We start from the raw sequence: 24,867 nt of genomic DNA, 5'->3' as shown, positions 1-24,867 counted from the left end.
TGGGCATGGCGGCGCCCAGAACCTACCTGAACCAACCCCACCCACCGCGCGCCAGCGCGAATGTGGCTCCGCATACTGGTGCGGTACAGGCCGGGTGACGTCACGCGATCGTGGCCGCGATATAGTTAAAGACGGTGCGCGCAGCATTTAGCGTCAACTCCGCGTCCACGCGCGCCAGCAGCGCCTCTGTGGGATGCGCCATGCTGGCATGGTTACGCAGCGTCCCAAGCGTGTCGAGGATCTGGCCCATGCCACGCCGGATGCGATCGACCTCCTTCTTGTGCGGGCCGTCGTTCGCAAACGCCGGATGCCGTTCCCGGAGAAGCTTGAAGAGGTCGCCGATGGTCGCACCGTCCGCATAAGACAAGCCCGCTTCCGAACAGACGTGGCGAAGATAGCCATGCAGGGCGGTATGCAGCCGGTCGACAGCGCTCTCGGCGCCGCCACCGGACCGAATCAGTGTTTCCGCGTCGCGCAGCGCGCGCACCACGATCTCGCTCGACGACTCAGCGTCTGCGGCCGCCACAGTGACATGGGGCGTCCCGCTCACGGCCGCAACCACCTGTGGCACATCGGCCTCGATGGCCGACTGCAAGCGCGGATGCAGCACCAGCGCTTTCAGCACCGCGGGCTTCTCGCTATACAAGCGCACCAGCAAGTCATGCACAAGATCGGGATAGTCGTCATTACTCTTGAACTGGCTACCCTGAAGGATCCGTTGCTTAATGCCAATTTCATGCTCGAATCCAAGGTCAATCCAATCCAGTTTTTCGAATCTAGCGACGAGCGCCTTCCTCATCGCGAGAAGCAGCTTGCCACGCAGGGCAGCATCATCCATCAGATCGTCAAAGGTCGCCATCAAGTGCTCCACAAACCGGGCGTAGCCGCCGACCAGCGATCGTACCCCCAATAAGGGGTTATCGTGCTTTCGGTGCTGATTGCCACGGTTTCAGCAAGAAAACCGTTCTGTATCAACGAGTTATGCACAGAGCTTTTCGTGGGAAAGTCGTTGTGTGCAAATTGTTGATTTCAAACGAGAATTTCGTGCGCAGGCGTATCATTTTGCAGCGAAAGCACGATCCCCCCGTATAGCCAGCCGGCAGGACCTTTTCAGGGTCATCGTAGACCCCACACTCCGGAAAATGTAGGGTTCGTAAGAATCTGAAAATCCACCTAAAGCAGGCCTTCGGCGCGTGGTGCGGCTTGCTGGAAGCCGCCCCGCTCACTTCAGCGTCTTCAACCGGTTGTCCGCCGCACGCGCGCCTTCGGTACCGGGATACTTGGCCACCACCTGTTCCAGCGTTTCGCGCCCGGCAGCCTTCTGGCCGGACTCGAGCTGATTATTGGCCACCGCGATCATGGCGTCCGGCACTTTGGGATGCCTCGGGTTGGCATCGATCATTTTGTGCAGCACCCAGGTGGACCCCTTATAGTCGCGCTGCGCGTAGAGCGAGTTGCCGAGCCAGTACTGGGCCAGCGGCAGGTACGGGCTCTGCGGATACTTCTTGATAAACGACGAGAACGCATTCCCGGCGCTCTTGAAGTCGCCCGCCTGGAAATGCTTGAGCGCGGCATCGTATTCGGGCTTCTCGCCCGGCTGCGACGTGCCTTGGCGGTCTTCGACCGAAGCGTGCTGCGGCTCGAATTTCTTCAGGCGCGCATCCAGATCGGCGTAGTAGTCCTTCTGCTGCTTCTGCAGCGTCGCCACCGTGTTCTGCAGCACTTCGTTCTGGCCGCGTAGCCGCGCCAGTTCCTGGCGTAGACCTTCGAGCTGGTTCTGCAGGTCGAGCGTGGTGCGGCTGTTCTGCTCAATTCGCTGGGTCGCCGTGTCCTGGAAGCTGTTGAACTGGTCGCGCAGGTTGATGACCGTTTTGCGCGCCTGCTCATCGTGGGGTAATCGTCCTTTTGCAGCAGATTGATACGGTCAGGCTTAAAAAGACGTTCTAGAACAATGACTTAGCGGTTCTTCGTTTCGCGCTGCACCGTCCTTTCTTTGCGGATTGGTACGCGGTTGGCAGGCACTGTCTCGCCAGTATGCCTGGCCGGCCTGCGAAGCTGCTGTCGTAGCTGCCGCTGCGAAGGTACTGCCGTATTTCGGCCTCGAGCCACTGCGGTGTGCCAATCTGTGGCAGATTTTGCTCTGCGGCGTTCGATGGCAGTTATGCCATAGCCCGTCGGGTTGTTGCGCCACTGCCTCGGATCAGCGCGTCAATGTAGCGCTCGACACCGAAGCTGAGGATCCCCCGGAAGTTGATGTGCCCGGAATGCCCCGGCCCCATGCGGCGCAGCCAAGCGTCCTCGATGTTCGTGCCGCCCTTGCGAAGTCGCTCGACGACATCGTTCATGCGGTGGGTATTCCACGCCAGAACGATGTTGGTCAGAAGCGCGTGCGCCCCCGAGATCGCCGTCATCTCATCGCCTCGCCGGCCGCGTTCGTGTGGCACCCGGCCAGCATGGATCGCGCGCTGCAACTGGTGCACCGACTCCCCTCGGCTGAGCAACGTATGGATTTCGCGGCGGAAGTCTTCAATGGTCACGTAGTCGCACAGGAAGATGCTACGCAACAGCCGGCCGAGATGCTCGGCAGCTTTGTGTGCCCTGTTGGTCCGGGCAGCGCTGCCCAACCGTTGCATGGCGAGCTCAGCGCTAATGCGGCCGATACGGATCGATGCCAGCACCCGTAGGAAATCGTCCCAACCCAGGCGTATGGCTCTCAAGGACAAGCGCTTCGTGGTGACACGCTCGATCCCTTCTGGCACTTTAAACTCTGCAGGCAGATACAGTTTGCGCTCCGACAGATCGCGCAGCCGCGGGCATAGATCGAAACTCAAGCCCTTTGCCCAGGCCATCGCGGCGTTCGTGTAGCCGTGCGTGTCCACTGCCAGTAACGACAGGCGGATACGGTCCTCGCAGCGGTTGTGCTGCTCTACGCCCTCGATGGCCACCCCAGCCTGACGCTCGTTCAAGACAATCGGTTGGTCATAGACGATGCCCCACTTATCGAGCACGTGGGTGTAGATGCCGGTCGCGTAGGTGCGTCGACGTGGATCAACACGAGCGATCCACAGATGTCGTGAAACGTCCAGCGACATCATGTCGGCCGATGCCTTCTGCCCGGTGCCCCAGTTCGTGGCTAATGGGATCTTTCCTTGAAATTCAGCCACCACCTCGTTGGCCCGGCGCAAACGGCCATGGGTCTCCAGCCCTCGCATGGCAAGTGACACCTGGGCGGTGTCGATGCCGGGAATCATCGCAGCAATGCCCTTGGCATCGATCTCGGTGCCATGGGCGAGCAACGCCGCGTAGGTCGACAGCAGTTCGGGCACGGACTTCGCCCGGTGCCCGAGCAGCACCTCGCTGAAATTGGTCGAGGCGTCGACCTCCAGCAATAGGTCCGGCAATTGCACATCGCCGATTGTCTTGTAGATCAAGTCGCGTGTGCGGCGCGGTTCATCGTCCTGCTCCAGCGGCACAATCGCCGGCAGGTGAAGCATGCCATCGTCTCCTATTTCGATCTTGCCGTTAGCGGTGGCCTCGGCCACAGCAGCCACGCCAGCACGAAGCGTATCCAGTAGCTGTTCGATGTAGGTATCAGCCGCGGCTGGCAGGCCCAATAGCCCGAGATACTTGACACGGTCGCGCTCCCACTCCTTGGCAGGGATGAGCATTTGGTCGCGATCACGAAAGCGCATCGAGTGGTCAATCCATACGCTGCCCCGACGCAGGCTATTTCGTAGCGACATCATCGTGCAGGCAGAGAAGGCCTGATAGCCGCGCTTTGGGTCAGGATCATGGACGAGGTCATGCCACGCCGTGCCAACGCCGCTTTCGGTAAAGTCTTCTGGCAGAGCATTGAGCTTCCTTGTCTGCAGGTCGCGCCATGCCTTGAGGTTCGCAAAGCCGGGATCGTCCTCCCTGCCGCCGAATTCCAGGCCTTCCAGGCCCGACAGCAGAGCGTGAATCCGCTGATGGTCACCGGTCAGCGCCGCGCGCACGTGTGACGCAAAGCTCGAATGCGCCGCGTCGGTGACGACGGCAAGGTGCTTCAGGGCTTCATCCACTCGCTGCTCGGTCGACTTGCTCTTGTCTTGCAGGACGGCCTTGGCCTTGAGCGCCTGCTGCCTGTCTTCCACGGCGGAGCGGGTGTGCGTCGACTGCGCCGTGCTGGCCGCGCGTCGGAACAGATCCTGGCTGCGTCGGCTAGTCTGGTGCATCGCGATATCGGTGAGTTCCAGCAAACTCATCCGTAGAAAGCACACCAGTTCAAGCGCCTGGGTGCTCTCCTTCAGTGCTTTGGTCTTGGCCGGACGCCTTGCTTGCACCTTCTGCGCATAGGCACGCAGTTTGGGCAAAGCGATGTCATCCAGATTCCACTCGTGCACAGCGAGGGACTTCAGGTAGCGGATCTTGTCCAGCGTTTCAGCGAGGTTCTTGGGGCCGTTGCGCCTGGACGGCGCCTTGATCCACTCGAGGTGCGTTGCAGAGCCGTCAGCCCGTGGACTGCGGACGGATTCCATGCAGTGCTGCAGCGTGGCCGCCGGCACTGCGCGGTTAACCGCTGCGAGCATTTGCGCCTCGTAGGCGGAAAATGCATGCCGTGCCATGTCGGTGATCTGGCGCTGGCCGGGAATGAGGCGGCAGCGATCGTAGAGCCATCGCTGAGCGGTGGTGACAAGCTCATCCACGTCTGCCGCTGCGGCAGCTTGCACGCGGAGCATTTCCAGCAAAGCGGCCTGGCTGGTGTCATCGAACGGCTTGATGCCAAGGTGCTCCTTGACCCATTGCTGATGCTCGTACAACGTCGGGCGTCGTTGGTACAGCGTCTTCAGACTGGCAATCGACAACAGCGGCACGGAAAAAGTTTCGCACACGTACTGAAGGAGATTTCGCGGAACGGCAGCAAACCGGTCCAACGGCCGACCGAAGGCCCGGAGGCAAACGAGTTGTAGGCCGACCGCGGCGTATCTGTCGGCCCGAAACCGCTCCCGTATTGCCGCGATGTCAGCACTGGTGAGCTGAAAAAACTGCCGTAGGTCAAATTCTGTCAAGCGGGCAGGCAACTCTTCCCTGCCAACGTAGCGATACGCAAATGCCGACATCTACACTTTTCGGGGTGTCGTTCGGGTCAAAACTGTACGACAAGTGCTCGGATGGCCGCAATAAGGTCAACGAATGGGCTGCAACGCCACGCCAACAAGGGACTCTGGGCTGATTGATAACCGTATCAATCTGCAAGAAAAGGACGATTACCCCTAAGGGCAATGATCGAAGCCCTGAATGGAGGCCATTGATGTTTCGCCTCGACGCTGGGCTGCGGGTGTACCTGCATCGCGACGCTGTGGACTTCCGTAAGAACATCAACGGTCTGGCACTGCTGGTCGAGCAGGCGCTCGGGCTGGATCCGTTTGCATCTGCTGTATTTGTGTTCCGCAACCAGCGGGCCGATCGCATCAAGATTCTCGGCTGGGATCACAACGGCTTCTGGCTACTGTTGAAGCGATTGGAGGCGGACCGGTTTGCTTGGCCACGCGAGGCGTCGGTGGCCACGCTGACGGTCGAACAGTTGCACTGGCTGCTCGAGGGAATTGACATCGAGGCGATGCGCCGGCACCCGCACCGAGAATACCATCGCGCTGCGTGAACGCTGCTTGGCGGCAGCGGTCTAACCCGCCATGCCATCCACGCCCGTCACCGTTACCGCCGCCGAGCTGCAACTGTTGCGAGACGCCGAGCGCGAGCTCAAGGCAATACTCGCGGAACGCGAGGCAATCAAGGGCGAGCTGCGTGTGATGACGGTCCAGCGAGACCTGCTCTTGGAACAGCTCAAGGCGTTCCAGCGTAAGCTGTTCGCCGCCAAGAGCGAGGCGCGAGGCTCGGAGCAGAAGGACTTGTTCCTCAATGAGGCCGAAGCCATGGCGGCAGCGGCCGCGCAGCCGGCGCAGGAAGAAGAAGGTACGCCCGAGACCGAAGTGGCCGGGCACACACGCAAGAAGCGTGGCCGTAAGCCGCTCGACCCGGCGCTGCCCCGTGTCGAGGTTCGTCACGAACTACCCGAATCGGAACGCGTCTGCCCCCTCGATGGCCAGACTCTGGTCGAGATTGGCGTTGAGGTCAGCGAACAGCTCGACATCGTGCCGCAACAGGTCCGCGTGATCCAGCACCAGCGGGTCAAGTACGCCTGCCCATGCTGCGACGGCGGCATCAAGACGACGCCGGCACCGGCACGCATTATTCCCAAGGGACTCCTTACCGAATCGGCGCTGGCCTGGTGCATCACCTCGAAGTATCAGGATGGCCTGCCGCTGTACCGCCAGGCAGCGCTGCTGCATCGCTTCGGCGGGGACCTCTCTCGCGGCACCCTGGCCGCAAGCATAGTGCGAGTAGGCCAAGCGGTGCAGCCAATCATCAACCTGCTGCGTGACCATCTGCTGGAAGCAGACGTCGTGTACGGTGATGAGACAACGGTACAGGTGCTCAAGGAGCCCGGCAGGCCTGCCCAGAGAAAGAGCTTCCTATGGGCGCAGATGAATGGCACGGGCCCGCCGGTACGGTTGTTTGCCTATAGCCCCACACGCGAGACAAAGCAGGCTACGGCTCTCTATGCCGGCATCAAGCCTGGGGCGGTGTTGATGACCGACGGCTATGCACCATACGACGACGTCGCAAACACCTATCAGTTGGTGCACCTCGGATGCTGGGCGCACGCGCGGCGCTACCTGGTCGAGGCGGAGCAAGCCTTGCCCAAGGACAAGCGCGCCGACCACACGGTCACCGGATTCCTGCAGCGCATCGGCAAGCTGTTTGCCATCGAACGCCACACGCTCGAGATGAGGCCGGAACAACGGCAGCAAGTTCGCGCCGAACAAAGCCAGCCGCTGCTGGCCGAGATCGAAACGATGCTGCTGCAACACCTGCATACCGTACTGCCGCAAAGCCTGTTCGGCAAGGCGCTGCACTACCTGCATGGGCAGTGGCCAAAGCTCGTGCGCTACATCGAGAACGGAACCTGGCCGATCTCGAACAACGCGGTTCATGCCGCTAGCGGCATGAACCGCGTTATGCCGGCTCCCCGATTATGCCGCGTCGTGCACGCGCATGACGGTGGGTATGGCCTTTCATGATCGCTGTGTCGGCATAAACATATGATGTCTCAGGCTGGCTAATGCGCTGGCCAGGAGAGATCAGATGAATGCAACACGCACAGTCAGCGAATCCGGCGGGCTGCCGGCCCATCACATCGATGCATTTCTTGATCGTCTACGGACGGCACACTATTCCGAGGTATCGCTTCGCAAGAAACGAAGAGTCCTGTGCGTGTTCTCCGGGTGGATGAAGAACAGGAACATTGACCTGATCGATCTCGATGAGTCTGTCACGGCTCGTTTTATGAATCGCATGATCGACGCTTCAAGAGACCGCGTCCAGCGTGCGCGTCCCACCTTACGGCAGTTTCTTGCCTATCTGCGCGCGGAAGCCATTGTGTGTTCGCCGACGTTGGGCGGCCAGTCCGAGATTGCGCGCATTTATCGCCGATACCTGGACCATCTGAGGCAGGATCGTGGACTCGCGAAGAACTCGCTGCTCGTCTACGGCCCCTTCATTCGCGACTTTCTCGACAGCCACTCGGCCAACGACGGAACGATATTGGCAGATGCATTTTGCGCCGTAACGATCCGAGATCATTTCCTTACCTACAGCGAAGGTCGATCGGCGGAGTACACGCGGCTGATGGCAGTTGCGCTTCGCTCGTTCTGCCATTTCCTCTTTCTGCGCGGCGATACGGCCCGAGACCTGTATGAGTCAGTGCCGTCAGTTCGTAAGTGGCGACAGTCAACTGTACCGACGTTCCTCACGCCTGAGCAGCAAGAAGCTCTCATTGCGTCCGCAGACCGGTCGACTCCGACTGGGCGCCGTGACTACGCAATCCTGCTGTTGTTGGCGCGGCTCGGTCTACGTGCCGGAGAAATAGTTGCCATGCAGCTCGACGACATTCACTGGCGTTCGGGGGAACTCGTCGTTCATGGCAAGGGGCAGATGGTGGAGCACGTCCCCCTGCCATCGGAGGTCGGAGCAGCAATCGCTACATATCTCCGCGATGGTCGCGGAGCAAGTGCATCGCGGCACGTATTCCTTCGTAGATTGGCACCTCGGGTTGGTCTGGCGGGACCGGCGGCGATTGGCAAGATTGTTTGTCAGGCCTTCGCACGTGCAGGTTTCCGCCCCGCGTGCCGTGGTTCCGCACATCTGTTCCGTCACGGTCTGGCGACGACGATGATTCGCCACGGGGCCTCGATCGCAGAAATAGCTGAGGTCTTGCGGCACCGCTCACCGGACAGTACCGCGATCTATGCAAAGGTCGCGTTCGAGGACCTGCGCGGGGTCGCGCGCTCGTGGCCCACGGCGGGAGGTGCAATATGACTTCGATCCGTGACTCCCTCGCTCGGTACGTGGCGGTCCGCCGCGCTCTCGGGGCATCATTCTATGAACCTGCATTGGCACTCGGTCATTTCGTTGATCTTCTGGAACATGAAGACGCAGAGTTCATTACTACCGATCTGGCTCTGCGCTGGGCGATGACGCCCGCACTCGTCGAACGCGCCACCTGGGGGCGGCGCCTCTCTCAAGTGAGAGGATTCGCCAGATGGATGAACGTCATTGACGGTCGAAACCAGATTCCTCCAGCAGGACTCCTGAGTGCCCGCAGACGGCGCAATGCCCCGCATATTTACACGGAGCAGGAAATTGATCTGCTTATGACCCGCGCCGCTCAACTGCGATCCCGAACCGGCATGCGAGCACTGACCTATTCGACGCTCATCGGGCTTCTTGTAGCGACGGGCCTCAGGCCAGGCGAAGCGCTTCGGCTCGACCGGTCCGACGTTGACCTCGTCAGCGGGATACTCTCCATCCGGGAATCGAAGTTCGGCAAATCGCGCTTTGTTCCTGTAGCAGAGTCGACCCGGGTGGCACTCGAACACTATGCCAAGAAACGCGATCAACTCTGTCCTTCACGATTGAGCGAGGCGTTCCTGGTTAGTGAGCGCGGCAAGCGATTGAAGGCCGGAACTGCACGAAGCATGTTCGTCAGAATGTCGCGCGCTGTCGGTCTGCGATCGGCGACAGAGGATGGGCGCGATGGTTACGGCCCGCGCCTCCAGGACTTCCGGCATAGCTTCGCGACGGGAAGGCTGGTCGAATGGTATCGCGCCGGTCTGGACGTAAGTCGAGAACTGCCGAAACTTGCCGCCTACCTCGGGCATGTCAACATCGGTCTTACGTACTGGTACATCGAAGCGGTTCCTGAGTTGCTTGAACTCGCGGCAGCCTATCTCGACAAGGACTGTCCGGGAGAACGGCCGTGAGCGCCGCCAGCCTCCCAGCCCTGGTTCAGCGCTTCTTCACCCAGCGCCTGCTCGAGCAGCAAGGTCTGAGTTCGCATACGGTGGCAAGTTACCGTGACACGTTCCGGCTGCTGCTGGCGTTCGCCACTAAGCATATCGGGCGCGCGCCGTCAAAGCTCCGAATCGAGGACTTCGACGTGTCGTTGATCGAGGAATTCCTGCAGCACCTCGAACACGGCAGAGGCAATTCTGTGCGCACACGCAACACGCGGCTTGCCGCCGTGCATGCCTTCTTCCGGTTCGTCGCAGTCAGCGAGCCTGCGTTGTTTCTGCAGTGTCAGCGCATTCTTGCAATCCCATCCAAACGCTGCGAGCACGGCCCAGTTGAGTTTCTGACCGAGAGCGAGGCCGCCGCTCTGGTAGGGGCGCCTGACGTACGAAACTGGATCGGCAACCGCGACCGAACGCTGCTTCTTGTAGCGGTTCAAACGGGTCTGCGCAATAGCGAATTGACCGCACTCCGGCGTCAGGATGTGACGCTCGGCACAGGCGCCCACGTTCGTTGCCTTGGCAAAGGCAGAAAGATGAGATGCACTCCGCTGCGACCGGATGTAGTTGCCGTCCTGAAACAGTGGCTGCTGTATCAACCAGGCGAACCAGGTGATCCGGTCTTCCCCAGTTCGCGCGGTGGTCATCTCAGTGCCGATGCTCTTCAGCGACTCGTTTCGCGCAACGCTGAGATCGCGCGCCTCTCGTGCCCCTCGCTGAAGAAGAAATCAATAACGCCTCATACGCTTCGGCACTATATGCCCTTCCTGACTATATCGGGTAATGAGGGATTTGCCTCCGTGCTCGTCCGATGCGCACTTGTTGTGGAGCCATCCCCCGTCACTACCCGACATAGTTTCGTGGCCCTACAGTCCATTCAGGAAGCCGAGAAGTTCGTCTGCCGGCCGGTAGCGTCCTGGCTTGCCGTGAGCCAGAGATGTCTTCGCAAGAGCCTGCTCCTTCATCGCAAGTGTCGCTTCGAGATAGATCTGCGTGGTTTCCACCGATTCATGCCCGAGCCACAGTGCAATCACGGAACGATCAACGCCCGCCTGCAGAAGGTCCATGGCCATCGTATGCCTCAAACGGTGAACGGTGACCTGTTTCTGCTTCAACGATGGACAAATTTTTGACGCGGTCTCTCGATGCTTGTTTAGCAGATACTGCACGCCATGAACAGTGAGGCGTTCGCCCCTCGCGCTTGGAAACAGCACGTCGTCCTCACCGCGCTGGGGTTCCCGCAGCCAAGCTTTCAGTACGGCGAGCGTGGATCTGACGATGGGCGTACAACGCTCTTTCCTACCCTTGCCAATCACCCGCACGTGAGCACCGGTTCCGAGAACAAGGTCATCGCGTTTGAGTCCGGTCATCTCGGACAGGCGAAGGCCAGTTTGCACGGCGACCAGCAAAAAGGCGTGATCGCGTCGGCCGGCCCAGGTACGCTGGTCCGGTGCGGCAAGCAGGGCATCGACTTCCTGGCGAGTCAGGAATTGCACCAGGGTGCGGGTAAAGCGCTTGCTGGGGATAGCAAGCACCCGCTGGATCTGAGCGGAATGAGCCGGCGTCTCGAGCGCCGCGTAACGAAAGAAGGAATGAATTGCCGTGAGGCGAAGATTTCGACTGCGAACGCTCACGCCCTGACGCTGCTCCAGGTCATCGAGAAATGCAACGATCAAAGGGGCATCGATTTCCTCGAAATTCATGCGTGAAGGCTGCCGGTGCAGGCGTTGCTGCGCGAACTTCAGGAACTGACGAAAGGTGTCGCGATAGGAACTGATCGTGTGGGGACTCGCCTGGCGCTGCTGCATCAGGCGTTGCGTAAAAAAACGCTCCAGCAACGGAGCGAGACTGGCGGTAGTAGTCATGGTTGAATCTCCCAGCGCTGTTCCAGCCGGCGCATCGCCTCGCGCATCAGCTCCGGCGAGGCGTTCAGATACCACTGCGTATCCGCGATGTGGACGTGACCGAGGTAAGCTGACAGGATGGGCAGGCGGCGCTCGGGGTCCTGTCCGGAACGGTACCAGCGTAAAAGCGTATTCGTCGCAAATACGTGCCTCATGTCATGCAGACGCGGGCCGTGACTGTCGGCTGCGCCACGCAGACCGATCTGCCGGGACAATGCATAGAAGTGTCGATGAATCTCTCCACTATCCAGACGATTGCCCTGGTTAGACACGAACAAGTAGGAGGACACGGGTCGCCCCGCCCAATGACGTTTGCGTCGTGCAATATAGTCCGCGAGCACTTTGCAGGTCGACGCATGCATTGGAACGAACCGGGACTTGCCAAGTTTGGCGCCGCGAATCGTCAATATTGCCGCCGTCAGATCGATGTCCTGAAGCTCAAGATTGCGCGCTTCGCCCAGACGCATGCCCGAAACGCTCAGCAAGCCAAACAGGCAGTAATAGGTCCATGGTTGCAGTTCGTCGCGCGCGTAGCGGCAGGGTATCTGAAGCGCAGCATGGAGTAGTCTGCGAATCTCATCGCTCGAGTATAGGTATGGTCGGGCCCGCTTCGGCGAAAACGGCAGCAGACCCGGTGCAGGAATCTGTGTGCGTGGGTCGGTCGCACTACGATGACGTGCAAACTCGCGCACGATACTGAGTCGTCGCGCCCAGTGCGCGGGTTGGACGTTGGAAGGTTGCTGGGCCCACATAAGAGCCAATGCCTGGGTGATGAAGGAAGCGCGGTGCCTCTCCATAAACGCGACGAAATCAGGCAATGCCTTGCCGGCATCTTTAAGCTTGAAGCCCAAGCTCCGCCTGAGGTCCAGATACTCCTGAACGGCCTGCCGCAGCGTGTTCATCGCACACCTCCCGGCCACGGTACGGCCAGGGTACGCAATGCCTTGATGTCGACCTTCGTGTAGATCTTCGTGGTCTGCGGATGATGATGTCCCAACAACTCACCAATCTCACTGAGTGACGCGCCGTGACTGAGCATCTGGCAGGCCAGTCCATGGCGAAACTGGTGCGCCCCCGTGGTTGGGGCGTCGATGCCGGCGCGCTGGAGCGAGTGCCGAACGATGGAGCCCACGCCACTCGCACCACGAAAGCCGATAACAGGCGCCTTTGCACGCAAAAACACACGGCGACTGGTGCTCTGCGGTCGCCCGTCTCGAAGGTATGCTGCAATCGCCTTTCCAACATCGGCGGGCAAAGGCAGCCCGTTACGCTGGCCACTCTTGCCGCGCACGCTTAAAACTCCTGTGTTCCAGTCAATATCGTCGAGCTCGAGAAATGCCACTTCCCCAGAACGCAGTCCCAGGCGCGCGAGCAGCAGGATGATGGCGTAATCACGACGACCAACGGCAGTCCGTCGATTGATACTGACCAGCAGTTGCTGTATCTGCTCTGGTGGAATCCCGCGAGGGATTGACTGCATCGACCAGTTGGCCACGACGGGAACAGCGGCGGCCAGATCGAGCGTCATGTCGCCCCGATAGCACGCGTAACGTAGGAAGGATCGCAGCGCTGTAGTCATGAGCTTCGCGCGCTTCAGATGCAGACGCAGTGCCTGACATTGCACAAAGTTCACGACATCGCCGGCACGCAAACGCGAAAGCCTGATGCGCCCGTCACCAAAGCAATCTTCGAGAAACTCCCTTATGAACGGCACGTAATTGACGATCGTTGCTTTGGACAGGGCGCGCGCCTCATGCAGATACTCAACGTAAGCCTGTGTACAGGACTCAATAGGGGTCAGCCGACGCTCAGGCATTCTCTGCGCCGAAATCAGCCTCTCACGATCGAGAAAATCAATGAGATGCCTGAGCGCAGCACGGTCTCCCGGACCCGGTCGCACGTGCCGCGCACGATAACGTAAGTATTGCGCACTGTGATCAGGACAGACGTTATGCAAGTCAATTCCGTTTCGGCCAAGCCAGCGGCTAAAACCTGCAACGAGCCTAACGTGGTACTTCAGTGACTGCGTACTGTATCCCTGCACAGCGATCGAGTTCGCAAAGGCGACGATATGGGACGCGAGCGGGCCTTCTGGTGCGTGTGCGAGAACGACACGGTCATGGATGGTGTATCTCATGATGGACTCCTTCCCGGATGCTCTGGGGCTGAAGGAAGGAGTCAAGACTATCTCTATCTCCGTGCATCCGTTTGCCCATGAAATAGAGAGCTATCTTTCGATTACAAGACATAGTCGGGAAGGGCATATAGTGCCGAAGCGTATGAGGCGTTATTGATTTCTTCTTCAGCGAGGGGCACGAGAGGCGCGCGATCTCAGCGTTGCGCGAAACGAGTCGCTGAAGAGCATCGGCACTGAGATGACCACCGCGCGAACTGGGGAAGACCGGATCACCTGGTTCGCCTGGTTGATACAGCAGCCACTGTTTCAGGACGGCAACTACATCCGGTCGCAGCGGAGTGCATCTCATCTTTCTGCCTTTGCCAAGGCAACGAACGTGGGCGCCTGTGCCGAGCGTCACATCCTGACGCCGGAGTGCGGTCAATTCGCTATTGCGCAGACCCGTTTGAACCGCTACAAGAAGCAGCGTTCGGTCGCGGTTGCCGATCCAGTTTCGTACGTCAGGCGCCCCTACCAGAGCGGCGGCCTCGCTCTCGGTCAGAAACTCAACTGGGCCGTGCTCGCAGCGTTTGGATGGGATTGCAAGAATGCGCTGACACTGCAGAAACAACGCAGGCTCGCTGACTGCGACGAACCGGAAGAAGGCATGCACGGCGGCAAGCCGCGTGTTGCGTGTGCGCACAGAATTGCCTCTGCCGTGTTCGAGGTGCTGCAGGAATTCCTCGATCAACGACACGTCGAAGTCCTCGATTCGGAGCTTTGACGGCGCGCGCCCGATATGCTTAGTGGCGAACGCCAGCAGCAGCCGGAACGTGTCACGGTAACTTGCCACCGTATGCGAACTCAGACCTTGCTGCTCGAGCAGGCGCTGGGTGAAGAAGCGCTGAACCAGGGCTGGGAGGCTGGCGGCGCTCACGGCCGTTCTCCCGGACAGTCCTTGTCGAGATAGGCTGCCGCGAGTTCAAGCAACTCAGGAACCGCTTCGATGTACCAGTACGTAAGACCGATGTTGACATGCCCGAGGTAGGCGGCAAGTTTCGGCAGTTCTCGACTTACGTCCAGACCGGCGCGATACCATTCGACCAGCCTTCCCGTCGCGAAGCTATGCCGGAAGTCCTGGAGGCGCGGGCCGTAACCATCGCGCCCATCCTCTGTCGCCGATCGCAGACCGACAGCGCGCGACATTCTGACGAACATGCTTCGTGCAGTTCCGGCCTTCAATCGCTTGCCGCGCTCACTAACCAGGAACGCCTCGCTCAATCGTGAAGGACAGAGTTGATCGCGTTTCTTGGCATAGTGTTCGAGTGCCACCCGGGTCGACTCTGCTACAGGAACAAAGCGCGATTTGCCGAACTTCGATTCCCGGATGGAGAGTATCCCGCTGACGAGGTCAACGTCGGACCGGTCGAGCCGAAGCGCTTCGCCTGGCCTGAGGCCCGTCGCTACAAGAAGCCCGATGAGCGTCGAATAGGTCAGTGCTCGCATGCCGGTTCGGGATCGCAGTTGAGCGGCGCGGGTCATAAGCAGATCAATTTCCTGCTCCGTGTAAATATGCGGGGCATTGCGCCGTCTGCGGGCACTCAGGAGTCCTGCTGGAGGAATCTGGTTTCGACCGTCAATGACGTTCATCCATCTGGCGAATCCTCTCACTTGAGAGAGGCGCCGCCCCCAGGTGGCGCGTTCGACGAGTGCGGGCGTCATCGCCCAGCGCAGAGCCAGATCGGTAGTAATGAACTCTGCGTCTTCATGTTCCAGAAGATCAACGAAATGACCGAGTGCCAATGCAGGTTCATAGAATGATGCCCCGAGAGCGCGGCGGACCGCCACGTACCGAGCGAGGGAGTCACGGATCGAAGTCATATTGCACCTCCCGCCGTGGGCCACGAGCGCGCGACCCCGCGCAGGTCCTCGAACGCGACCTTTGCATAGATCGCGGTACTGTCCGGTGAGCGGTGCCGCAAGACCTCAGCTATTTCTGCGATCGAGGCCCCGTGGCGAATCATCGTCGTCGCCAGACCGTGACGGAACAGATGTGCGGAACCACGGCACGCGGGGCGGAAACCTGCACGTGCGAAGGCCTGACAAACAATCTTGCCAATCGCCGCCGGTCCCGCCAGACCAACCCGAGGTGCCAATCTACGAAGGAATACGTGCCGCGATGCACTTGCTCCGCGACCATCGCGGAGATATGTAGCGATTGCTGCTCCGACCTCCGATGGCAGGGGGACGTGCTCCACCATCTGCCCCTTGCCATGAACGACGAGTTCCCCCGAACGCCAGTGAATGTCGTCGAGCTGCATGGCAACTATTTCTCCGGCACGTAGACCGAGCCGCGCCAACAACAGCAGGATTGCGTAGTCACGGCGCCCAGTCGGAGTCGACCGGTCTGCGGACGCAATGAGAGCTTCTTGCTGCTCAGGCGTGAGGAACGTCGGTACAGTTGACTGTCGCCACTTACGAACTGACGGCACTGACTCATACAGGTCTCGGGCCGTATCGCCGCGCAGAAAGAGGAAATGGCAGAACGAGCGAAGCGCAACTGCCATCAGCCGCGTGTACTCCGCCGATCGACCTTCGCTGTAGGTAAGGAAATGATCTCGGATCGTTACGGCGCAAAATGCATCTGCCAATATCGTTCCGTCGTTGGCCGAGTGGCTGTCGAGAAAGTCGCGAATGAAGGGGCCGTAGACGAGCAGCGAGTTCTTCGCGAGTCCACGATCCTGCCTCAGATGGTCCAGGTATCGGCGATAAATGCGCGCAATCTCGGACTGGCCGCCCAACGTCGGCGAACACACAATGGCTTCCGCGCGCAGATAGGCAAGAAACTGCCGTAAGGTGGGACGCGCACGCTGGACGCGGTCTCTTGAAGCGTCGATCATGCGATTCATAAAACGAGCCGTGACAGACTCATCGAGATCGATCAGGTCAATGTTCCTGTTCTTCATCCACCCGGAGAACACGCACAGGACTCTTCGTTTCTTGCGAAGCGATACCTCGGAATAGTGTGCCGTCCGTAGACGATCAAGAAATGCATCGATGTGATGGGCCGGCAGCCCGCCGGATTCGCTGACTGTGCGTGTTGCATTCATCTGATCTCTCCTGGCCAGCGCATTAGCCAGCCTGAGACATCATATGTTTATGCCGACACAGCGATCATGAAAGGCCATACCCACCGTCATGCGCGTGCACGACGCGGCATAATCGGGGAGCCGGCATAACTGGTGCGAAAACCAGATCCGTCCGGTTGCTCTCGGCCGGAGCAATTGGCTCTTTGCGGGATCGCTTCGGGCAGGCCGTCGCGCTGCTGCGGCCATGAGCCTCCTTCAGTCGGCCAGGCTGAACGGTCACGATCCCTACGCCTATCTCAAAGACGTTCTCACACGACTGCCAACGCAGCCCGCAAGTCGCCTCGAGGAGCTTCTGCCTCATCACTGGCAACTCCCGCAGTCCTGACCGCGGCGCTGTCGTCAAGACGGGATCACCGCGCGCTTACGATGCCGTGGAGCCCGATCCCAATAAACGGAGCACAAGATGAGAAAGACGACCTCGACTGCGTTCGCACTAGTAATCGTATGCGCTTTGGCCGGCTGTACGGCCGCGGGCAGCACCAGTGGTACCGGATCACTATCCGGCTCCGGAAGTGTGAGCCCTCAATCTAGCGCGTCGGGCACGGGCTCTAGCTCAGCCGGCAGCGCAAGCGGCTCAGCGACTGGATCAAGCACTGCCCGCTGAGGACTCAAGGACTCGACGTAAGCAAAGTAAGTCTCTGTTAGAGGGGCCTTGTGGCTGGCCGCAGAGGCCCTTCTGTTGACGAGGCGCCGTATGCAGTGCGTAATTCTCAGGAGGTCTACGCGGGCTACCGCTTGGTGAATGCGTACCGTGGTGCCGTGTGCCGGGCGGCTGATGTAGGCTCGAACCCTCTACTGGCTGCGTCCAGACATATACAAAATGGGTGGCGGGTCATCTCGGCGACCTTCGCCAGCTTTGGAGTAGGCGCCCTGGGACTTCGAATCGGGACCACCGCCATGGTTTATCGGACCCTCCTGCCCGCCGTCGGCGACATCGCCATCTCGTCTGAAGGCGCCCACTGTCTTTGGCACGCGACCTGACATCCAAGTACAGCGCCGGCGCGTCAAAAGTACAGCGCTCCGGAGCGTCAATCGTCGTCATGCCAGCGGTGCCACCTGCGATGGCGCTCTCGCCATTCACGCTCCCTCCATCGCTGTTCACGCCACTGTTCCTCGCGCCAGGCGCGCGCTTGCCAATCGTCGTCGTAATAACCGGGCGGGGGTGCCACGATTACAGGGCGTGGTGCAACATAGACAGGGGCCGGTTCGTAGTACACCGGGGGCGGCGGCGCAGCAATAACGACACCAGGGATACCGATGCCAATTCCCACGTCCACCCTTGCCTGGGCGGTACCTGACACGAGTATTGACGCGGCTGCAATTGCACAAACTGCCAAGATCTTTTGCATGATGCGATTCCGTCGAATGCTGCCAATACCTTAGAGCGTCCTCGTCCTGTTTGGTATGTGCAGAAACTAAAGCTGGTTACCTCCTGTAACGGCAGTGGGTTTTCACGGTTGACCCTCGCGGTTGAGAGCGTTGTAAGCCTTTGTATCCGCTCGCGAACTGGCGTTACGGCCAATCCGCCCCCGCAACACGCAGCTTTTTCCACCTTGAACCGAGTCCGCCCCCCGTAGCGCGCACTTGGCCACAATCCGAGTCCTGCAATTCTTCCGGTCGGGTGGATATGCTCCATAAGGCTCTTATGCAAGTCCGCCCATAGATTACGACGGCGGCCCCAATTGGTTCAAGAAAAGGTTGACCTTCCAACAAACGCAAATGATAATGCGTCGCGTTTGCAAAAAATATTACGAAGCATTACAAAACATGAGCCGAAGAATGAGAATAAAGCTTCACCCGATCTGCGCCGCGGTGGCGGGGACTTTCGTTTTTCAACCGATGGCAGCCTGGTCGCAGGCGACACCGACTGCAGCGGCGCAGCTGCCCGAGGTCACCGTCAAGGCCGACGTCAGCCGTGAGTTGGGCGCCGGCTACAACCCGCCCAACGCGCTCAGCGCAACCAAGACCGAAGCGCCGCTGCGCGACGTCCCGCAGACCGTCAACGTGGTCACCGCCGAGGTAATGCGCGACCAGCACGCCACGTCGATGCAGGACGCGCTGAAGAACGTGCCCGGCGTGTCGTTCTCACATGGCGATGGCCAGCGCGACCAGGTCTCGATCCGCGGCTTCACCGCGATCGCCGACCAGTTCGTCGATGGCATCCGCGATGACGCGCTGTACTTCCGCGACCTGTCCAACGTGGACCGCGTCGAAGTGGTCAAGGGCCCGGCGGCGGTGCTGTACGGGCGTGGCTCGGCCGGTGGCCTGATCAACCGCGTCACCAAGAAGCCTGGCATCGACGTCACCGATTTCGCGCTGAGCTACGGCATGTGGGCCGACCGCCGCGCCGAGGCCGACGTCGGCCGCGTGTTCGCCGACGGCGCCGCCGCGTTCCGCATCACCGGCGCCGTGGAGAAGGCCAACAGCTATCGCTCGCAGCAGTTCCTGGACCGCAAGGCGATCGCGCCGTCGCTGGAGCTGCGCGTCGCACCTGAGACCACCGTGCTGTTCCAGGCCGACTACCTGGAAGACCGCCGCGTCACCGACTTCGGCATCCCGGCCTACCAGGGCCGCCCGGTCGACGTGCCGGCCTCGCGCTACTACGGCGCGGCCAATGCGCGCGATGCCGACTACTCGCAGTCGCGCGTGTTCTCCGGCACTGCCACGATCAACCACCGCTTCAACCAGAACTGGTCGATCCGCAACGCCACGCGCTACTACCACTACTCGCTGGACCGCAACAACACGCTGACCTCCGCGGTCAACGAAGCGGCGCGCACGCTGACCATGAACCACGGCAATGTCCGCCGCGAGGAACATGGCTGGTTCAACCAGACCGACCTGACCCAGAAGGCCACCTTCCTGGGCATGGAGCACGAGATCCTGTACGGCATGGAGATCGGGCAGCAGAACAAGGACCAGGTCAACAACACCAAGCCGGTGCTCGGCGCCAACGGCCGCCCGGCAGTGTTCGACCTGTTCAACCCGGTGCTGATGACGCTGCCGCTGAAGGCGCCGGGCAACCCGACCACCTCGAACCTGGGCGTGTTCGACACCCTGGCGTTCTACACCCAGGACATGATCAAGTTCAGCGAGCAGTGGAAGGCGCTGGTGGGGGTGCGCTACGACAACTTCCAGCAAGAGACCAGGAACCGGATCGCAGGCCAGCGCGACCTGTCGCGCACCGACACCGCCTGGAGTCCGCGCGCCGGCCTGGTGTGGCAGCCGTCGAAGGCGCAGTCGTACTACGTGTCGTGGAGCAAGTCGTTCCAGCCGTCGGGTGAGGCCTTTGCGCTGGCGGCCAACAACGCCGACCTGGCGCCCGAGACCACCAACAACACTGAAGTCGGCGCCAAGTACGACTGGCTGAACGGCAAGGCCAGCACCACGATCTCGGTGTTCCGCCTGGAGCGCAGCAACATCAAGGTGGCCAACGCCACCAACACGGCACTACTGCCGATCGGCGAGCAGCGCACCGACGGCATCGAGATCTCCGGCGCGGCCGAGCTGGGCGGCGGCTGGCGCATGCTGGCGGGCTACGCGTACCTGGATGCCACCATCACCAAGTCCACCGCCGCGCTGCAGGGCAAGCGCGCCACCATCACGCCGCGCCACTCGGGCAACGCGTGGGTGACGAAGGACCTGGGCCACGGCTTCGGCGTGGGCGCAGGCCTCAACCTGGTGGGCGCGCGCTATGCCGATCCGCTCAACACCGTGACGCTGCCTGGCTACGTCACCGCCGACGCCATGGCCTGGTACCGCCGCGGCGCGTTCGAGGCGCAGCTGAACGTGTACAACCTGTTTGACAAGGGCTACATCGTGTCGGCGCATGGCACCAGCTCCAACCTGAACATGCCGGGTGCCCCGCGCAGCGTGATGGCGACGCTGCGGTACCGGATGTAAAGCATCCACACCGCAGTACAAACTTGTCGTAAGGCCATAAGCCACTAGAGGGCGGCTCTCAGGGCCGTCCCTTCTCTAGCTCCGGCAACCTCAATCAACGCATGGCCGCGACGAAATTTCACCCATCGACAGTAATACGAATCATTGCAATTTGTATTTGCAACATCTCTCATAAAGCTACATATCGATGCAAGAGATCTTTGTACTCGCCCACGTCCCTACTGCCCCCATTAACGAAGGTTTTCTGCCTGCCGCACGAGCACTAGGCCTGTCCGTGGTCATGCTGACTGATTGCGCCGATGCCCATCGCGCTCACTTCGCTAGCGCAGGGCTGCCCGCCTACCCGGATGATATTGTTCCGTGCGATGTCTTTAATCCGCTGGCTGCCATCGATGCCATCACCAGACGAGGTGGCAAGCCCGGCGCAGTCTTTTCCAACAGCGATCACCTGCAGACGGCCACGGCGATTGCAGCGGCCTACTTCGGCCTACCGGGCAAGGACTGGCGCACCACCTACGCCGCCAAGAACAAGGCGGAAATGCGGCGGCGGCTGGCGGAGTCGGGCATCGACACGCTGTGGCATGCGGTGGTCTGCGATACCGCCGGCCTGACTGCCCTCGCCGATGTGCCGATGCCGTGCATCGTCAAGCCGCGCGAAGGCGTGGCCAGCCAGCAGGTCAGCCTGGCGCGCAGCCACGCCGAACTGGCCGAGCATTGCGGCGCGATCTGGGTCCGGCACCCCGGCCAGGCGCTGCTGCTGGAGGAATACCTGGAGGGCCCGCTGTACACGCTGGAGACGCTCGGCGATGGCAAGGAGATCCGCGCGCTGGGCGGCTTCCGCGTGACCCTGTCGCCGCCGCCGTACTTCGTAGAACTGGAAGCCGTATGGGGCACCGGCCTGCCGGCGTCGGTCGAGGCCGAAGTCCTGGACACCATCCGCCGCTTCGGCATCGGCTTCGGCGCCTGCCACACGGAATACGTGCTGACCCCGAAGGGCCCGCGCCTCATCGAGATCAACTACCGCAGCATCGGCGACTACCGCGAGTTCCTGCTGTCCGACACGCTGCAGTTCCCGCTGTTCGAGCAGGTCCTGCGCCTGCACCTGGGCGAAGCCCTGCCGGCGCTCGAGGTACCGAAGCGGGCGGCCTGGATCCGATATTTCACGGCCCAGGCCGAAGGCACGCTGAGGCATGCGCCGTGCCACAGCCAGCATGAAGGCGACGGCGTGCGCCTGACCTACCAGCCGCTGCGCAAGGTGGGCGACGCCATTCAGCTAACCAACTCGAACAAGGATTACCTGGGCGTGCTGCGCGGCAGCGGTCCCGACCTCAAAGGTCTTGCCGCAGCGGTGGAGATGGCCAGTAGCAAGCTCGCCTGGGAGATCACACAATGACCGCGTGCCTGCCTGAAGAACCGGGGCTCTCTGCCGCGCCGGATGCGGATGCGGCTTATATTTGCGTTCGTGTCGTCGACACCTTGCTGCGCGAAGATGTCCGCGCATGCGCCAGCCGCGGCGAACTACGCGACACTGCCGCTATACCCGCCGCCACTGCGCATGGTTTCGACGCCGGCCAGCAGTGGCTGCGCGTGGCGCACCTTGGCGCCGGGACGGTGTGGATCCCGGTAACGCCCGCCCGCTACATGCAGGAATGGCGCCTGACCCGCCCGCCGCTGCTGCGCGAAGACGCCGGAGCGTTCGCCGCGCTGCATGACGTCGATGCCATCCTGGCCGCATTTGCCGGCGATCTTCCTGCCGAAGACGCACGGCTGTTCACCGCCTACGCCGATGAATGCCGTGCGGCGGTCGAGCACCGCAAGGCTTCGATGGCCGAACGCGCGCGCTGGTTCGCGCAGCCGCACAGCGCAGACGGCCACGCGCTGCCGGCATGGGACCAGCGCATGCTGCACTATGACCGCGTCGCGGGCTTCCTCGACCACCCCTACTACCCCACCGCGCGCGCCAAGCTGGGCTTTGCCGCCAGCGATCTCGCCCGCTACGCGCCCGAGTTCCAGCCCGCATTCGCGTTGAACTGGCTGGCGGTGCCGCGCGAGCGCCATCATCCCAGCGGCGACGCGCTGCCGCCGAACTGGCCGGATTTCGCCGATGTCGGCCTCGATCCCGCGCTCGCCGCATCGCATGCGCTGGTGCCCGTGCATCCGTTCGTATGGCAGCACCATCTGGACGGCTTCATGGCCGAAGCCGGGCTCGACTGCCAGGTCATCCGCGCGCCGCGCACATACCTGCGCGTGTCGCCCACCCTGTCGGTGCGCTCGCTGGTCCTGCTCGATGCGCCCGCGTGGCACGTCAAGCTGCCGCTCACGATCCGCACCCTGGGCGCCAGGAACATCCGCACCATCAAGCCCAGCACCATCGGCGACGGCCATCGCATCCAGTCACTGCTTGGCGATATCGTCCGGCGCGAACCGGGCCTCAACGGACAGGTGCTGTTCACCGATGAAGCCAACGGCGCCCATGTGGACCAGCGACCGTTCCTGGGCTACATCCTGCGCCGCTACCCCGAGCAGCAACTGGCGAACGCCACCGTGGTGTCGGTGGCCGGCCTGCTCGCCGAGACCGCAAGCGGCAACTGCGTGGCCGAGGCACTCGCCGGCCGCTACCATGGCGGCGATCTCGATGCCTGGTTCGACGCCTACCTCGCGCTCACGCTGCAACTGCACCTGACGCTATGGCTGCGCTACGGCATTGCCCTGGAGTCAAACCAGCAGAACTCGATGCTGGTCTACTCCGACGATGGCTTGCGCCTGCTGCTGAAGGACAACGATGCGGCACGCATCGACCGCGGCACGCTCGGTCGCCGCTGGCCGGCGCTGGCGGCCCGCCTCGACGGCCTGGAAGACCAGCGCATCGGCGTGGCCGAGGCGCTGCCGCTGGCGCAGATGTTCGTCACCATCACGCTGCAACTGAATATCGCGGCGCTGGTGGAAGGCCTTGCGCAGCGTCGTGGCACCGATCCGGCCGCCGGCTACGCGCGCGTGCGGGACCACGTGGCGGCCGTGCTTGCCGACCTGGCCGCCGCCGGCGAAGACACCGGCTTCGCCCGCCAGGTGCTGCTCGACGACGACCGCCTGCACCTCAAGTACCTGCTGACCGCTGCATCGCTGGTGGAGAAGGCGCAGACCGGCGCAACCGACGTCAACAAGTTCTACGGCAAGCGCGCGCCCAACTTCCTGCGGGTGGCCGCATGAGCGCGGGCACGCGACAGGTGGTCGCGGTGGTGATGCTATGCCATTTCATCGCCGCCTTCGCGGCGCTGGGCATGCCGCCGTTCTTCGCGCTGATCCTGCAGCGCTCGCTGCATAACGACGTGCCGTGGCTCGCGGGCGCGTTCTACGTGGTGCCGACGCTGCTGGCGGCGCTGTCGGCGCCATGGTGGGGCCGGCTCGCGGACCGCTTCGGCAAGAAGCCGCTGCTGATGCGCGCGCAACTGGGGCTGGCGGCAAGCTTCCTGCTGGCCAGCTATGCGACCAACTCGTTTGCGTTCCTGGCGGCCCTGGTTCTGCAGGGCGTGCTGGGCGGCACGTTCTCGGCCTCCAACGCCTACCTGGCAACGGTCGCCAGCGGCACCACGCTCACGCGCAGCCTGACGGCGATGCAGTGGTCGGCGCGCGCCGCGCTGGTAGCGGCGCCCGCCTGCCTGGGCCTGTGGATGGGGGCGGAATCGCCGATCGTGCTGTACCGCTGGCTGGCCTTGCTGCCGCTGGCCGCCGCGGCGCTGATCGCATGGCTGCCTGCCGGCGAAGCCACCGGCGCTGCGAAGCGCCCGGCAACACGCGCGGGCGGCGCAAGCGTATCGGCGCCAGCCACGCCGCGGCAGATCTACGTGCTGCAGTTCGCCTTCGTGTTCGCCACCGTGGTGACGTTCCCGTACTTCATCCCCGACATGCAGCAGCGCATGCCTGCCATCTCCGCGGCCACGGCCGGCCTGCTGTTCGGCCTGCCCCACCTGGTGTACCTGGCCGCGGCACCGTTGCTGTCGCGGCGGCTGGGGCTGGCCCCGTCGCTGGGGCTGCTCGCCACCGCCTACGGCACGCTGGTGATCGCCCTGCTGGCCCAAGCGGCGCCGCTCGGCCTGCCGGCGCTGGTGGCCTGGCGCCTGCTGATGGGCATCGCCATGACGGCCGGCTTTATCGCGCTGCATGCGCTGGTCGCAAGCGTGGTGCACGCCGGCAACGCCGGCCGCACCTTCGGCTGGTTCGAAAGCAGTTCCAAATGGGGTGGCGTGGTGGCCGGGCTTGGCGCCGGCGCGGCAGTCAGCCTGGCCGGCCAGCGCGCGCCTTACCTGCTAGGCGCCGCGCTGCTCGCGCCGGCCGTCGCCTACCTGCTCCTTACCGCCCGACAGCGCATAAGCGCACTCTGATCCCTCCCGAGAACGAGGTCACAAGAC

At 62.0% G+C, this 24,867-nt stretch carries 16 protein-coding genes and 4 pseudogenes; 10 read left to right on the top strand and 10 right to left on the bottom strand.

Annotated features, from left to right (window positions below):
• Nucleotides 1-100 precede the first annotated feature (100 nt).
• The 3 genes and pseudogenes from I6H87_RS32850 to I6H87_RS32840 all read right to left on the bottom strand — a co-directional run bounded on the left by I6H87_RS32850 (nt 101) and on the right by I6H87_RS32840 (nt 5,099).
• A complete protein-coding gene (locus I6H87_RS32850) occupies nt 101-859 on the bottom strand; it encodes an abortive infection family protein (protein ID WP_011154062.1) in 759 nt (252 codons plus the stop codon).
• A gap of 363 nt (nt 860-1,222) precedes the next feature.
• Nucleotides 1,223-1,888: pseudogene (ybgF, locus tag I6H87_RS32845) on the bottom strand (tol-pal system protein YbgF); the annotation flags it as partial.
• A gap of 271 nt (nt 1,889-2,159) precedes the next feature.
• Nucleotides 2,160-5,099: a Tn3-like element IS882 family transposase gene (locus I6H87_RS32840; RefSeq protein ID WP_011154060.1), complete on the bottom strand. Its 2,940-nt coding sequence runs from the start codon at nt 5,097-5,099 to the stop codon at nt 2,160-2,162.
• 191 nt (nt 5,100-5,290) lie between these two features.
• On the opposite strand from I6H87_RS32840, the gene tnpB reads away from it, so the two are divergent.
• The 5 genes and pseudogenes from tnpB to I6H87_RS32815 form a co-directional block, all read left to right on the top strand.
• Nucleotides 5,291-5,641, top strand: coding sequence for an IS66 family insertion sequence element accessory protein TnpB (gene tnpB / locus I6H87_RS32835; RefSeq protein ID WP_011154059.1), 351 nt, complete (start codon nt 5,291-5,293; stop codon nt 5,639-5,641).
• A gap of 31 nt (nt 5,642-5,672) precedes the next feature.
• A pseudogene (gene tnpC, locus I6H87_RS32830) lies at nt 5,673-7,025 on the top strand (IS66 family transposase); the annotation flags it as partial.
• A gap of 160 nt (nt 7,026-7,185) precedes the next feature.
• Nucleotides 7,186-8,418, top strand: coding sequence for a site-specific integrase (locus I6H87_RS32825; protein ID WP_011154050.1), 1,233 nt, complete (start codon nt 7,186-7,188; stop codon nt 8,416-8,418).
• Nucleotides 8,415-9,362: a tyrosine-type recombinase/integrase gene (locus I6H87_RS32820; RefSeq protein WP_011154051.1), complete on the top strand. Its 948-nt coding sequence runs from the start codon at nt 8,415-8,417 to the stop codon at nt 9,360-9,362. Before I6H87_RS32825 ends, I6H87_RS32820 begins: the two co-directional genes overlap by 4 nt.
• Nucleotides 9,359-10,090 (top strand): annotated as a pseudogene (locus tag I6H87_RS32815) (tyrosine-type recombinase/integrase); the annotation flags it as partial. The gene I6H87_RS32820 and the pseudogene I6H87_RS32815, both read left to right, overlap by 4 nt.
• 165 nt (nt 10,091-10,255) lie before the next feature.
• Here I6H87_RS32815 and I6H87_RS32810 read toward each other — a convergent pair.
• From I6H87_RS32810 to I6H87_RS32785, 6 genes are all read right to left on the bottom strand, one after another.
• The gene (locus I6H87_RS32810) at nt 10,256-11,254 is read right to left on the bottom strand and encodes a site-specific integrase (RefSeq protein ID WP_011153962.1); all 999 of its coding nucleotides are present in this window, start codon (nt 11,252-11,254) and stop codon (nt 10,256-10,258) included.
• Entirely contained in the window at nt 11,251-12,195 is a 945-nt protein-coding gene (locus I6H87_RS32805) for a tyrosine-type recombinase/integrase (protein ID WP_011153963.1), read from the bottom strand. The genes I6H87_RS32810 and I6H87_RS32805 overlap by 4 nt, the downstream gene beginning before the upstream one ends.
• On the bottom strand, nt 12,192-13,430 hold the full coding sequence (locus I6H87_RS32800) for a site-specific integrase (protein WP_011154055.1): 1,239 nt from the start codon (nt 13,428-13,430) through the stop codon (nt 12,192-12,194). The genes I6H87_RS32805 and I6H87_RS32800 overlap by 4 nt, the downstream gene beginning before the upstream one ends.
• On the bottom strand, nt 13,411-14,262 hold the full coding sequence (locus I6H87_RS32795) for a tyrosine-type recombinase/integrase (RefSeq protein WP_231881543.1): 852 nt from the start codon (nt 14,260-14,262) through the stop codon (nt 13,411-13,413). Before I6H87_RS32795 ends, I6H87_RS32800 begins: the two co-directional genes overlap by 20 nt.
• An 80-nt stretch (nt 14,263-14,342) precedes the next feature.
• Nucleotides 14,343-15,290 carry a tyrosine-type recombinase/integrase gene (locus tag I6H87_RS32790; RefSeq protein ID WP_011154051.1) on the bottom strand — a complete coding sequence of 316 codons (948 nt, stop codon included), beginning with the start codon at nt 15,288-15,290 and terminating at the stop codon, nt 14,343-14,345.
• The gene (locus I6H87_RS32785; protein ID WP_011154050.1) at nt 15,287-16,519 is read right to left on the bottom strand and encodes a site-specific integrase; all 1,233 of its coding nucleotides are present in this window, start codon (nt 16,517-16,519) and stop codon (nt 15,287-15,289) included. The genes I6H87_RS32790 and I6H87_RS32785 overlap by 4 nt, the downstream gene beginning before the upstream one ends.
• A 124-nt stretch (nt 16,520-16,643) precedes the next feature.
• On the opposite strand from I6H87_RS32785, the pseudogene I6H87_RS32780 reads away from it, so the two are divergent.
• Nucleotides 16,644-16,883: pseudogene (locus I6H87_RS32780) on the top strand (transposase domain-containing protein); the annotation flags it as partial.
• A 703-nt stretch (nt 16,884-17,586) separates the two neighbouring features.
• Here I6H87_RS32780 and I6H87_RS32775 read toward each other — a convergent pair.
• Entirely contained in the window at nt 17,587-17,907 is a 321-nt protein-coding gene (locus I6H87_RS32775) for a hypothetical protein (RefSeq protein ID WP_011154048.1), read from the bottom strand.
• A gap of 430 nt (nt 17,908-18,337) precedes the next feature.
• Between I6H87_RS32775 and I6H87_RS32770 the strand changes: the two genes are divergently transcribed.
• From I6H87_RS32770 to I6H87_RS32755, 4 genes are all read left to right on the top strand, one after another.
• The gene (locus I6H87_RS32770) at nt 18,338-20,461 is read left to right on the top strand and encodes a TonB-dependent receptor (RefSeq protein WP_041688647.1); all 2,124 of its coding nucleotides are present in this window, start codon (nt 18,338-18,340) and stop codon (nt 20,459-20,461) included.
• 187 nt (nt 20,462-20,648) lie between these two features.
• Entirely contained in the window at nt 20,649-21,854 is a 1,206-nt protein-coding gene (locus tag I6H87_RS32765; protein ID WP_011154046.1) for an ATP-grasp domain-containing protein, read from the top strand.
• The gene (locus I6H87_RS32760) at nt 21,851-23,668 is read left to right on the top strand and encodes an IucA/IucC family protein (RefSeq protein ID WP_011154045.1); all 1,818 of its coding nucleotides are present in this window, start codon (nt 21,851-21,853) and stop codon (nt 23,666-23,668) included. The genes I6H87_RS32765 and I6H87_RS32760 overlap by 4 nt, the downstream gene beginning before the upstream one ends.
• Nucleotides 23,665-24,840: an MFS transporter gene (locus I6H87_RS32755; protein WP_011154044.1), complete on the top strand. Its 1,176-nt coding sequence runs from the start codon at nt 23,665-23,667 to the stop codon at nt 24,838-24,840. Before I6H87_RS32760 ends, I6H87_RS32755 begins: the two co-directional genes overlap by 4 nt.
• Nucleotides 24,841-24,867 lie beyond the last annotated feature (27 nt).

It is taken from the genome of Cupriavidus necator, from assembly GCF_016127575.1.
Classification (GTDB): Bacteria; Pseudomonadota; Gammaproteobacteria; order Burkholderiales; family Burkholderiaceae; genus Cupriavidus; species Cupriavidus necator_D.
This window is presented reverse-complemented; position numbering and strand designations above follow the sequence as displayed.